Origin of the sequence: Pseudomonas sp. TMW22091 (assembly GCF_022496705.1) — a bacterium.
Taxonomy (GTDB): domain Bacteria; phylum Pseudomonadota; class Gammaproteobacteria; order Pseudomonadales; family Pseudomonadaceae; genus Aquipseudomonas; species Aquipseudomonas saxonica.
The window spans coordinates 372958-384759 of the sequence record NZ_SCFI01000003.1 but is presented as its reverse complement, the minus strand read 5'-3'; the positions used below and the strand labels follow the sequence as shown (position 1 = coordinate 384759).

The 11802-nt window shown below is 61.0% G+C and carries 13 protein-coding genes; all 13 read left to right on the top strand.

Annotated features, from left to right (window positions below; all coding sequences use genetic code 11):
- The first annotated feature begins 68 nt into the window (after positions 1–68).
- The 13 genes from EQV93_RS08255 to EQV93_RS08195 all read left to right on the top strand — a co-directional run bounded on the left by EQV93_RS08255 (position 69) and on the right by EQV93_RS08195 (position 11802).
- Positions 69–329 (top strand): hypothetical protein, encoded by a 261-nt coding sequence (locus EQV93_RS08255; RefSeq protein WP_169907848.1) that lies wholly within the window; start codon positions 69–71, stop codon positions 327–329.
- Positions 330–668: 339 nt separating this feature from the next.
- The gene (locus EQV93_RS08250; RefSeq protein ID WP_170942656.1) at positions 669–1187 is read left to right on the top strand and encodes a phage regulatory CII family protein; all 519 of its coding nucleotides are present in this window, start codon (positions 669–671) and stop codon (positions 1185–1187) included.
- Entirely contained in the window at positions 1180–1398 is a 219-nt protein-coding gene (locus tag EQV93_RS08245) for a TraR/DksA family transcriptional regulator (protein ID WP_120266704.1), read from the top strand. The genes EQV93_RS08250 and EQV93_RS08245 overlap by 8 nt, the downstream gene beginning before the upstream one ends.
- On the top strand, positions 1388–3604 hold the full coding sequence (locus tag EQV93_RS08240) for a VapE domain-containing protein (protein ID WP_240891349.1): 2217 nt from the start codon (positions 1388–1390) through the stop codon (positions 3602–3604). The genes EQV93_RS08245 and EQV93_RS08240 overlap by 11 nt, the downstream gene beginning before the upstream one ends.
- Positions 3597–3956, top strand: coding sequence for a PA0613 family protein (locus EQV93_RS08235; protein ID WP_240891348.1), 360 nt, complete (start codon positions 3597–3599; stop codon positions 3954–3956). Before EQV93_RS08240 ends, EQV93_RS08235 begins: the two co-directional genes overlap by 8 nt.
- A 511-nt stretch (positions 3957–4467) precedes the next feature.
- Positions 4468–4812, top strand: a complete 345-nt coding sequence (locus EQV93_RS08230) for a phage holin family protein (RefSeq protein ID WP_240891347.1) — start codon at positions 4468–4470, stop codon at positions 4810–4812.
- Positions 4813–4972: 160 nt separating this feature from the next.
- Positions 4973–5581, top strand: coding sequence for a terminase small subunit (locus EQV93_RS08225; RefSeq protein WP_240891346.1), 609 nt, complete (start codon positions 4973–4975; stop codon positions 5579–5581).
- 3 nt (positions 5582–5584) lie between these two features.
- Positions 5585–7594 carry a phage terminase large subunit family protein gene (locus EQV93_RS08220; protein WP_240891345.1) on the top strand — a complete coding sequence of 670 codons (2010 nt, stop codon included), beginning with the start codon at positions 5585–5587 and terminating at the stop codon, positions 7592–7594.
- Between the two features lie 2 nt (positions 7595–7596).
- Positions 7597–7803, top strand: a complete 207-nt coding sequence (locus EQV93_RS08215) for a phage head-tail joining protein (RefSeq protein WP_153382274.1) — start codon at positions 7597–7599, stop codon at positions 7801–7803.
- A complete protein-coding gene (locus EQV93_RS08210) occupies positions 7804–9288 on the top strand; it encodes a phage portal protein (protein ID WP_240891344.1) in 1485 nt (494 codons plus the stop codon).
- Positions 9285–10403: a head maturation protease, ClpP-related gene (locus tag EQV93_RS08205; RefSeq protein ID WP_240891343.1), complete on the top strand. Its 1119-nt coding sequence runs from the start codon at positions 9285–9287 to the stop codon at positions 10401–10403. The genes EQV93_RS08210 and EQV93_RS08205 overlap by 4 nt, the downstream gene beginning before the upstream one ends.
- Complete coding sequence (locus tag EQV93_RS08200; protein ID WP_240891342.1) at positions 10400–10744, top strand: head decoration protein; 345 nt, start codon at positions 10400–10402, stop codon at positions 10742–10744. The genes EQV93_RS08205 and EQV93_RS08200 overlap by 4 nt, the downstream gene beginning before the upstream one ends.
- 62 nt (positions 10745–10806) lie before the next feature.
- Positions 10807–11802 (top strand): major capsid protein, encoded by a 996-nt coding sequence (locus EQV93_RS08195; RefSeq protein WP_240891341.1) that lies wholly within the window; start codon positions 10807–10809, stop codon positions 11800–11802.

Sequence of the window (11802 nt, the reverse complement as noted above, 5' to 3'; positions counted from 1 at the left end):
CTCATAGACCTTGCGCAAAAGTCAGTTGATGTTTAATATCAACCGCGAGTTGATAAATAGAGGTTGCCATGCTGAACCCCTCAGATTTTCCGAATGCTATTGCGTTCGCGTTTGAAGCTGTTGGTGGCATCGGTGCCGCAGCCAAGGTCTGTCAGCGTAGCTATCAGGCGCTGAATAAATGGCGTCTGGCAGCGTGTTTGCCCCGTACGGATTACACCGGTGAAACCCGTTATGCCGAGTTGCTGGCCACAGCGGCGCAGAAAAACGGCCACTCGTTTGAAGCTGCATGGTTGCTGGAAGCATCCTCGCCACATAAGGCTGCAGCATAGTTGAGAAAGAAAAAAGGCGACCCAAGGGCCGCCCAGTTCCTCCCGGCACACACCACCACAGTGTCGCCGGGTCGCGGTAAAGGTAGGCGGGCACACCACATGCTAAACCGCCTCTCTTTATCCGCGCTTTCCAAGGCTCGGAAGCTTTGGGTTGCTGCCTACTCCACCACAGAGGTGGCAGCTGTTGCGCCAGAGGTGAGCGACGGATCGTTCGCCTCGGCACGGTGCCGGTTTCGATCTTGAGAATCTAGACCGGCTTTTTGGGCCTCTTCAAGCCACGCGGCAAATGTACCACCACTGCACGCCGCGCGGCACTGGCAACATTCAAGGATTAATGCCATGAGCCGTATTGCTCTGAGTTGCACCCAGCGAGCGCGACGCGAAATTCTGCCGCTCGATTTGGCGCTTTATCATGCTGCCCGCGATTACCCGGGCGGCGCTGCTGCCATTGCCGCCACCACCGGCCGCAACCCCACCACGCTGCAGCACAAACTCTCGCCGACCCATCCCAGCCACACGGTGAATGTTCAAGAGTTCGCCGAGATTCTGGAGCTGACCAAAGACCGCCGCATCCTGGATGCGGTGCACGCGTTGGTGGGCGACACGATTTGGCAGGAGCTGGCCGAGGCCTACACCGATGACATGCCCGAGACGCTGACCACCGGCCTTGCGGTGTATTTCCGTCAGGTGGCCGATCTGGCGGACACCTGGGCCAAAAGCATTGGCGATGGTGTGGTGACTGACCGCGAGCTGGCTGAGATTCGCCTGCAGGTGTTTCGCGGTATTCAGGGGTTGCTGGGGATGTTCAACCGCGCTTGCTACGTCAACTCGACCACGCGAGGTGCCGACCGTGGCTGATATCGCTGATTTTGCCAACGACCTGGTGCAGGAACGTATCGATCAAGCACTGGCAGCGCGCAAGGCGTTGCCGGTGTTTGAGTCTTTTGAGTTCTGCGTGGATTGCGATTCGACTATCCCTATGGCCCGTCGCTTGGCCGTTACCAGTTGCACCCGCTGTGCAGCCTGCCAACAACTGAATGAACAAGTAGGTACTCGTTATGCTCGATGACGTTCTCGGTCAATTCGCTGACCACGGCCTTGAGCCTGCGCAACCGCTGATTTACGGCAAGCTGACCCGCTGCAAGACCACGCAGGATAAGGGCAAGGAGAAAAACGGCTGGTACGTGATCCATGAGCACCGCACCGAGAAAAACGAAATACTGATTTTCGGCAGCTTCGGTGATTGGCGTACGGGCGACAGCAATAAGATTAAGGTCAAGGCTGGGCGCATGAGTCAGGAAGAGCGCGACGTCATGCGTGCTCGTCAGGAAGAGGCCAAGCGTCGTGCTGCAGAGGTTGCCGCCAATGCGGCGCGTCGGGCTGCTAACCGTGCCTCGGGCTTGTTTAAGCGCATGCCCGAAAAGGGTCGTAGTGCCTATCTGGAACGCAAGCAGATCGTCGGCATCGGTGTGCGCTACGCTCCGCGCACCGGGGCTGTGTTGATCCCGATGAGCAACGCGCGGGATCAGATTGTCGGGCTGCAAGTGATCTATCCCGAGAAGCAGGCAGATACCGGCCGCGACAAGTCTTATTGGCCGCATGGCATGTCCAAAGAGGGCGCCTTCCACCTGATCGGCCCGCACCCAGAACCGGGTGAGCCGGTGTTGGTGTGTGAGGGCTACGCCACCGGCGCAAGCCTGAATATGGCCACCTCGTTGACGGTGGCCATTGCTTTTGATGCGGGCAATTTGAGTGTGGTGGCCAAGGCCATGCGCGAGCGTTTCCCCGGCAGAGCGTTGATTGTCTGCCGCGATGATGACTGGAAAACCAAACGCCCAAATGGCGAGCCTTGGAACCCCGGTGAAGAGAAGGGCAGTAACGCAGCATTGATCGTCGGTGGCCAAGTGGTCGGGCCGATCTTTTCAGGCGAGCGCGAGATCAAGTGGACTGACTTCAACGACCTGCACTGTGCCGAAGGGCTGGACGCAGTGCGCCGTCAAGTGTTGGCGGTGGTCAAACCGCCGGCAGCGGGTGGTTGGAAAGACCAACTGGCCCGCACCGAAAATGGCTCATTGATCGCGCACATGCAAAACGTCGAGCTGATCCTGGGTAACGATGAACGCTGGTCGGGTGTGATCGCTTTCAGCGCGTTCAGCTCCAAGATCGTCAAGTTGCGCACGCCGCCGTATGGCGGTGGCACCGGAGATTGGGGCGATATTGATGACATTCGCGTGATGAAGTGGCTGGCCCAGCAATACAACCTTCGGGTTAAAGCTTCCAGCGTGATTGAGGCCGTCAGTGTGGTGGCACACGACCATGCGTTTCACCCGGTGCGCAATTACCTCAACCAACTGGAATGGGACCGCGTGCCGCGCCTCGATACGTGGCTGAACAAAGTCATGGGTGTAGCCCAAAGCGGCTACAGCGCCAAGGTCGGCAAGCGCTGGATGATCTCGGCGGTTGCACGGGTGATGCGTCCGGGCTGCAAGGCTGACTCGGTGATGATCCTTGAAGGCGGGCAGGGCGAAGGCAAGTCGACGGCCATGAGTATCCTCGGCGGTGACTGGTTTATGGACACGCCGTTTGCCTTGGGCGACAAGGACGGTTTTCAGGCGATCCGGGGCAAGTGGATCATCGAGCTGGGCGAGCTGGACAGCTTCAACAAGGCCGAAAGCACCAAGGCCAAACAGTTCTTCTCTGCATCCACCGACACCTACCGCGAGAGCTACGGCCGCAGAACAAATGACGTGCCACGCCAGTGTGTGTTCGTGGGTACGACCAACCAAGACGAATACCTCAAGGACGCCACGGGCAACCGGCGTTATTGGCCGGTGGCCTGCACCAAGGTCGATCTGGATCTGCTGCGCGACATGCGCGACCAACTCTGGGCTGAAGCTATGTTTTGCTACAAGGCTGACGAGATCTGGTGGGTCAATCGCGACGAAACCGCCATGTTCTCCGAAGCCCAGGACGAGCGCTTTGTGGTGGATGAGTGGGAAGGCCCGATTCTGAACTGGCTGGAAGAGTCTCAGATTGGCGAGACCACCAGTGGCAGCGAAGTGTTGGCCAGCGCCCTGAAGCTCGACTTCGGCCATTGGGGCAAGCCTGAGCAAATGCGCGTCGGCGCGATCATGCATCGGCTTGGATGGCGGCGTGTGCGCCTGGCAGCGTTGGCCAAAAGCGGACAGCGGCCTTGGGCTTACAAGAAGCCGGACAACTGGGGCGGTCACTCAGCCTTGCAGGTGCAAAAGATCGAGGAGCCTTGCTTTGATTAAGCGCATCGACACCTTGCTCAAGCTCTGGGCGGAAGACCTCCACAGCGAGTCACCCGAAGGCGCGGGCAGCGGCAACATGATTGCCATGCTGATGGAAACCAAGGGCGAGCTGATACGCGGCACGCGCGGCAGTCGGGTGCTACTCGATGAGTCGGCTGACATAGAGCTGATCGTCAACAAACACCTGCCCCCGCAGTTGTCTGTGTTGGTCCATGAGCACTACTGCAACCACGACAGTTTCTTGTCGCAGAAGTACACCCACTGCGGGTGCAGTCGCGATACCTACTACCAGCGGCTGCACCAGGCTCATGAGTGCATCGCTCACCTGTTGCTCGGGAAGCGTGCGGCCTGATGGTTATCTTGCACACCTCTATGGCCCGCCTTGTCCCGCTGCTTTCTATAGTGGTGGGTCAGGCGCAGGCCGCGTCTTTGTTGGGCTGTCCCACTGTCCCGCTTAAAAGTGCCTCCCGCCCATGTGAGCGCAGCGGGCATCTATACGCGCGCTTCACGCGCACGCGTGTTTTTATAAATCTCTCTTTATATGAGGAAAAGGTAAAAGAAGTAGGACAGTGGGGCATAGCCTTTGATTTAGGCGCTCTCACTTGTCCCACCTCGAATGTGAACAGTGGGGCAGGGCAGACAGCCCCCAAAAGCGTTAGCCGGGGTGATGTATTCGCCGACATTCACCGGGTGTTCCCCCGCCTGACCCACTTATTCGCCGGTGGCATTAAAACCGGCTTGCTGCCACCGGAATCCACCTGTAAAAAGTAGCCATCTTCGATAGGTGCGACCGCAGAGAGCGGCAGGCACCCACCACCTAAACCCGGCCATTGCGCCGGGTTTTTGCGTTTATGGGGCAGGCGATGACAACAGAGCAACAAGCGTTAGCTGATATGCCGATCTGGTTACTGATCGTCCTCTCCATGATCGGCGGGGTGTCCGGCGAGATGTGGCGGGCGGACAAGGACGGGGCGCGAGGCTGGTCACTGGTGCGGCGGTTGGTGTTGCGCTCCGGTGCCTGTGTGGTGTGCGGCTTGTCAACGATGCTGCTGCTGCACGTCAACGGCGTTTCGCTCTGGGCGTCCTCGGCGCTGGGCTGCCTTACGGCAATGGCCGGGGCGGATGTCGCCATCGGCCTTTACGAACGCTGGGTCGCCAAACGGCTGGGCGTCTGTGAAATTCCACCCCGTTCTGACTCCCCAGAATAATTCCCGTCTCTCAAAACATGCCGGGGACCCTGGGGAATTTCCGGGGGTACGGGGCAGGAAACCCGCGGGAAATCGTTAGCCGCTGGGCTGGCAGCTTATTGAAATTCAATCCATTGAAATTGAAAGGCTTGCATTGAAAAGCCGTTGAAAAGGAGGGCTTGTGACAGACCCCATCTTTCTGTCGAAGAGCGCCTTTGCGGCTCACATCGGCAAGGCGCCGAGTTACATCACCTGGCTTAAAGACAACAATCGCTTGGTGCTGTCGGATGACGGCAAGCGGGTGAATGTCGACGCCACCGTCGCATTGATTCGTGACACCGCCGACCCGAGCAAGGCCGCCGTCGCGGCTCGGCATCAAGCGGATAGGGTGCAGCGCGACGTAACCAGCCAGTTGTCCCCGCTGGTCGAATCCACGCCGAGCATGGCTGCGCCGCAGCCCGCCATCGGTCCGGCTGGCAAGCAACCTGACTTCCAAAAGGCCCGTGCCCACCGCGAGTACTACCTGGCGCAATTGGCCGAGGCAGAATTCCACAAGGTGCAGGGCTCGCAGGTCGAGCTTGAAGCGGTAAAAACCGGCGCCTTCAATGCCGGCCGTTTGCTGCGCGATCAGCTGTTGGGCATGCCACCGCAACTGGCCCCCGAGTTGGCCGCCATGACCGACCCGTGGGAAATCGAACGCCGCCTTACCGCTGCGATCCGCGCTTCGCTGGAAGACGCCGAGCGTATGTCGTCGGCTGATCTGGTTCACGCCCTTAACCACAAGAGCTAACCCATGCACACGGAAATTCCGAACGGTGCAGAGGTGTACCGCGAGGCGTATTTCCGTGGGCTACGGCCTGACCCGTCGCTGTGGGTCGACCAGTGGGCCGACGAGTACATGCGTATCCCGCGTGACACCGGCGCCGCCGAGCCCGGCCAGTACCGCACCTCGCGCACGCCGTATGCACGCGAGCCCATGCGCTGCCTGTCACCGGCTCACCCTTGTAAGCGCGTGGTCACGATGGTGGCCTCGCAGTTGATGAAAACCCAGATCGCACTGAACTGGATTGGCGGCCTGATCCACATGGTGCCGTCCAACATCCTGACCCTGCTGCCTAGCCTCAGCCTGGCCAAGCGGGTGTCGTCGCGGATCGGCAAGACCATCAAGGCCACGCCGGTACTGCGCGAACGCGTGGCGGCTACCCGCTCGCGTGATGCACGCAACACGATGGACACCAAAGAGTTTGAAGGCGGCTCGCTGTACGTCACCACAGCCGGTTCTGCGGCCAACTTGGCCGAGCTGTCGGCACGCTACATCTACGGCGATGAGATCGACCGCTGGGACGCGGACGTGGGCGAAGAGGGCGACCCCATCGAACTGGCCGAAACCCGGGGCAGTACCTTCGGCCGAAACGCCAAGTTCTACTTCTCCAGCTCGCCGACGATCAAGGGCGCGTCGCGCATCGCTGACCTGTTTGAGACCAGCGACCAGCGTTACTATTACGTGCCGTGTCCGCACTGCGGCCACATGCAGATCCTAGAGTGGGAAAACCTGCACTATTCGGCCGATTACAGCGTGGTGCATTACCAGTGCGCCGCGCCGGATTGCGACGTTCTGATCGAAGAACACCACAAGGGTCAGATGCTGGCCCGTGGCGAATGGCGCTCCCATGCGCAGGGCGACGGCGAAACCATCGGCTTTCACCTCAACGCCCTGTACTCACCACTGGGCTGGATGGACTGGCCGTCGCTGGCCAAGCAGTTTGAGAAGGCCAAGAAAGCGCAGAACCGGGGCGACCTGGAGCCCATGCAGGTGTTCTACAACACCCGCTTGGCCAAGGTCTGGGACAGTGCTCAGGAACAAACCAAAGCCACGGTATTGAGAGACCGCGCACGCCTTGAACCCTACGGCCTCGGCGCGATGGTTCATCGGGTGCTGATGCTCACCGCCTCGGTCGACGTACAAGCCAACCGCCTGGAACTGATGGTGATGGGCTGGGGCGTGGGCATGGAGCGCTGGGTGATCGACTTCCAGATCATCTGGGGCGATCCGGCAGACGAGCGCACATGGGCCGTGCTTGATGAAAAACTCAAGGTGCGTTACCCGCACCCGTGTGGCGTCGGCTTGGGCATTCTCGCCACCGCTGTGGACTCCGGCGGCCACCACACCGACGAGGTCTACCAGTTCTGCCGCGTGCGCCGGTGGCGCAACATCTTCGCCATCAAGGGCGCGAGCAAGCCGGGCAAACCGGTGATCGCGCAACGCCCGTCGATGGTCGACGTGACCTGGAAAGGCCAGACCGAACGCAACGGTGCCGAGCTGTGGTTCGTCGGTACCGACACCGCCAAAGACTGGATCTACAACCGCTACCCGTTTGAAGACGGGCCGGGCGCCTTGCACTTTGCCAACGACTTGCCGGACGAGTTCTTCGACCAGTGCGTGGCCGAGCGCAAGGTGGCGCGGTACGTGCGCGGTCACAAGCGCATCGAATGGGTGAAGGGCAAAGCCGAGCGCAACGAAGCCCTCGACCTGATGGTGTACAACCTGGCAATGGCCCATTACCTGGGCCTGAACCGCTACAAGGAGCACGACTGGGAACGCATCCGCCAAGCCCTGGCACAGGCCGGTTTGTTCGATGAGAAACCAGTACAGGCCGAGCGTCTTACAGCGCCGGTCGCAACACCTGTGCAACAACCCGCTGAACCTGTTGCTCCCGTAACTCCCCCGGCTGCCCAATCGCAGCCGGTCGCAAGACCCCCACAACGTCGCAGCTCCAGCAGCGGCTACCTCAAGAGACGCTGACTATGTCCTTTACCCAAAAGCACCTCGACGCCGTTGAGTCGGCCATCGCGCGCGGCGAGAAAACCGTGCGCTATGCCGACCGCACCGTGGAATACCGCACGGTCGATGAGCTGCTCCAGGCACGCGACCGAATCCGCAGCTCGATGATCGCCGCCGCCGGGCCACGCTCGCGGGTGATCCGGCTTTCACACGCAGGCAAGGGGCTTTAAATGGCGCGCCAATACCCAACCCTGACCCGCAACGGTTTCCTGTTACCGGAGCGGATCAAAGCCAGTTACGAAGGGGCCGGTGAGGGCAGGCGCTCGGCCAGCTGGGACGCGCCCGATGTGGGCATCAACAGCCTCAACACCCCGGCCCTGCGCAACCTGCGCGCCCGTTCACGCTCGGCGGTACGCAACGATCCGTACGCGTTCAACGTCATCGACAAACGCGTCAGCAACCTGATCGGCACCGGCATCACCCCTCGGCCTAAAACCGAAGACGATGCCCTGCGCAAATTGCAGCAAGACTTGTGGGACGACTGGGTTGACGAATCAGACGCCGATGGCCTGACCGACTTCTACGGCCAGCAGGCGCTGATCGCCCGCACCGTCGAAACCGTCGGTGAGTGCTTTGTACGCTTACGGCCACGCGGACTGGACGAGGATCTGGCGGTACCGCTGCAGCTCCAGGTACTCGCCCCGGAGTTTGTGCCGCACGACAAATTTGAGCCGTGCAAAAACGGCAACAGCATCCGCGCGGGGATTGAGTTCAACCCGGCGCACAAGCGCGTGGCGTATCACATGTACCGCGTCCACCCACGCGATGCCTCGTCGCTTAACGCCGGTTACAACCAACTGGTGCGCGTCCCGGCTGAACAAGTGCTGCACATCTTCGAACCGGTCGAACCTGGCCAGTTGCGCGGTGTGCCGCGTTTGGCCCCGGTGCTCAAGCGCTTGCGCAGTCTCGACAACTACGACGACGCGGTGCTGTTTCGTCAAGAAGTGGCCAACCTGTTTGCCGGTTTTATCTCGCGGCCACCGCCCGAAGCCACGCAACAACCGCGCGATCCGATCACCGGCTTGCCGCTGACCGAAGACCGTGACGGCTTCACCCCGATGGTCGCGCTGGAGCCCGGCACCATGCAGGAACTGGGTCCGGGCGAAGAGGTGGAGTTTTCCAAACCACCGGACGCGGGCAACAACTACCCGGACTTCATGCGTCAACAACTGATGGCCGCTGCGGCCGGTACCGGCACGCCTTACGAAATCCTCACCGGCGACATGCGTGAGGTTAACGACCGGGCGTTGCGGGTTGTGCTCAACGAGTTCCGGCGCCGTCTGGAGCAACTGCAATTCGGCGTGTACGTCCACCAACTATGCCGCCCGGTGCGCGCTGCGTGGCTGGACATGGCCGTGCTCGCAGGGCGCCTGACACTGGTGGACTACGCGCAACGACGCCGTGAATACCTGCGCACCCGCTGGGTGCCGCAAGGCTGGGCCTATATCCAGCCGGTGCAAGACATTCAGGCGCGAATGATGGAGGTCAACGCGGGCTTCAACTCCCGCAGCGAAATGGTCCTGCGTCAGGGCTACGACGCCGAAACCGTCGACGAAGAGAACGCCGCCGACCAAAAACGCGCCCGCGAGCTGGGCCTCAACTACAAAACGCTCGTCGAGCTGCCCACCGAGCCGGCCGACAAGGAGACGCCATGAACAGGCTACGCATTTTCAACAAGGCCGGTGATCCACCGCTGCCGCAGGACAAACACTGGTACAGCCTCAAGGCCAGCGGCGAGGCTGAAACTCGCAGCATCGAGGTCTACGTCTACGGCGAGATCGGCACATGGGGCATCACCGCCAACCAGTTTGTGCGCGATCTGGCGGCGCTCGATGACGGTGTGTCGCCGATTGTGGTGGCGTTCAACAGCATCGGTGGCGACCTGTTCGACGGGCTGGCCATTCACAACGCCCTGTCGCGGCTGGGTGAACGCTGCACCGGGCGGGTCGATGCGCTCGCAGCCAGCGCGGCCAGTGTCGCAGTGTGCGGCGCGCACAAGGTGGTGATCGCGTCTAACGCCATGCTGATGATCCACAACCCGTGGACCTATGCGGCAGGTGACGCCGAAAACTTGCGCAAGGTCGCCACGGCGCTGGATCAGGCGATGGAAGCCATCATCGCGGCGTACAAGGCCAAGGCGCCGAACATTGATGAAGTCGAACTGCGTCGACTGGTCAATGCTGAAACCTGGCTCACTGCTAGCGAAGCTGTGGCCCTAGGGCTGGCCGATGAAGTGGGCGAGGGGGTTAAGGTCAAAGCCTGTCTGGGGCAGGGCGGTGTATTGCAGCGTTATCAGCACGCGCCGCAGGCGTTGCTGGCTCAATTGGACGAGCCGCCAGAACAACCGCCAGAACCGGAGCCTGAACCCGAACCGAAGCCACCCATTGTTGACTCGGCCGCATTGGCCTTGCTGATCACCCAAAGCTGCAACACGGCCGGCATCAGCAACCTGATCGAGCCTTTGATCGACAGCACCAAACTGGCCGACGAAGCCACGGTCAACGCTGCGATCAGCAACGCCAAGGCCGTGCGCGACCTGTGCGTGGCAGCGCGTTTGCCCGAGTTCACTCAACAGTTCGTTGCGTCCGGTCTAACCGCCGAAGCGGTGCGCGGTCGCCTGTTCGACAAGCTGGTCAGCGGCGGCGGGTTTGAGATCGACAACAGCCTGCCGATCAACGACGACCCGGCGCCGAAAACCCAGGCCAAACAACCTGACACCAACGCGATCTACGCGGCCCGTCGCGCCGCCCAGACAGGGGTAAAAGCATGACCATCAAACATGAGCCGATGCACGCGGGTGAGTTCCTGCTCTCGGAAGGCGCGGGCAACATCTCCCGCGAAGCTATCAACGTGGCCGCAGGCCCGGCCCTTTACCCCGGGCAGGTACTGGGGCTGGTCACTGCTTCGGGCGAATTTGCCCCGTACGTGCCGACCGCCGAAGACGGCAGCCAAACCGCCGTCGCCATTTTGTATGGCCCGCTGGGCGAGTCCGACATTGTGCGCCGTGGTCGTGCGGTGGTGCGCCTCGCCGAGGTCAGCGAAGCGCACCTGACCGGCCTCGATCCCGAAGGCGAAAAATCCTTGGCCGAGCATTTTGTGATCGTGCGCTAAGCCAACCGCCCCCTTATTGCACCCCGCCACCGAGCGGGGTTTTTACTTTCTGGAGAGTCCCAATGGCCGACATCGCCATCTTTGAAGACGATGCGTTTTCTGTTTCGTCGCTGACCGCTGCCATCAACGAACAACCCTACCAGCCCGGCCGCTTGAGCAGCCTTGGCCTGTTTCAAGAGGAGGGCATCACCACCCTGACCGTGCAGATCGAAAAGGACGGCGACACCCTGGCCTTGGTGCCGGCCGGTGAGCGCGGTACCTCAGGCCTGATCGTCGGTGCCAGCAAACGCACGCTGATCCCGTTTAACACCGTGCACCTGCCGGAACGCTTCACCATCAAGGCAGATGAGATTCAGGGCATTCGCGCCTTCGGCACCCGCAGCGAACTGCAAGCCGTACAGGACGTGGTCAATGCCCGCTTGCTCAAAGCGCGTCGTCAGTTGGACGTCACCCACGAATTCCAGCGGGCCGGCGCCTTGAATGGTCAGATCCTCGACGCGGACGGCAAGACGGTGCTGCTCGATCTGTACAAAAGCTTCGGTGTTGAACGACAAAGTATGTCGATGGGGTTGAACATTGCAGAGACGGACTTCCGTGTTAAGTGCGGTGAAGCCCTGGACCTGCAAGAAGATGCGCTGGGCAGTGTCACCAGCACCGGTGCCCGCGCGTTCTGTGGCAAGCACTTCTGGAACAAAATGATGGGCCTCAAGGCAATCAAAGAGACCTACGTCAACTCTGCACAGGCCGCAGCGTTGCGCGGTGATGCCCGTGAGAGCTTTGAGTTCGGCGGCATTGTCTGGGAGCGCTATCGCGGCAAGATCGCGAGCGTGGCGTTCGTCCACGACGACAAAGCCCTGCTCGTACCCGAAGGCGTGCCCGACCTGTACATCTCGGCCTTTGCCCCGGCCGATTACATGGAAACGGTCAACACCCAGGGCATTCCGTACTACAGCAAGATTGAGCCGATGCCGTTCAACAAAGGCATGGCCGGTGAAGCGCAGTCCAACCCGCTGCACATCTGCACTCGACCGCGCGCGCAGATCCTGCTGGAGTTGTAG

Coding starts and splice junctions, on each gene's coding strand:
- EQV93_RS08250 (WP_170942656.1), top strand. CDS start 669: ATGAGCCGTATTGCTCTGAGTTGCACCCAGCGAGCGCGACGCGAAATT.
- EQV93_RS08205 (WP_240891343.1), top strand. CDS start 9,285: ATGAACAGGCTACGCATTTTCAACAAGGCCGGTGATCCACCGCTGCCG.
- EQV93_RS08230 (WP_240891347.1), top strand. CDS start 4,468: ATGACAACAGAGCAACAAGCGTTAGCTGATATGCCGATCTGGTTACTG.
- EQV93_RS08195 (WP_240891341.1), top strand. CDS start 10,807: ATGGCCGACATCGCCATCTTTGAAGACGATGCGTTTTCTGTTTCGTCG.
- EQV93_RS08210 (WP_240891344.1), top strand. CDS start 7,804: ATGGCGCGCCAATACCCAACCCTGACCCGCAACGGTTTCCTGTTACCG.
- EQV93_RS08255 (WP_169907848.1), top strand. CDS start 69: ATGCTGAACCCCTCAGATTTTCCGAATGCTATTGCGTTCGCGTTTGAA.
- EQV93_RS08215 (WP_153382274.1), top strand. CDS start 7,597: ATGTCCTTTACCCAAAAGCACCTCGACGCCGTTGAGTCGGCCATCGCG.
- EQV93_RS08200 (WP_240891342.1), top strand. CDS start 10,400: ATGACCATCAAACATGAGCCGATGCACGCGGGTGAGTTCCTGCTCTCG.
- EQV93_RS08240 (WP_240891349.1), top strand. CDS start 1,388: ATGCTCGATGACGTTCTCGGTCAATTCGCTGACCACGGCCTTGAGCCT.
- EQV93_RS08220 (WP_240891345.1), top strand. CDS start 5,585: ATGCACACGGAAATTCCGAACGGTGCAGAGGTGTACCGCGAGGCGTAT.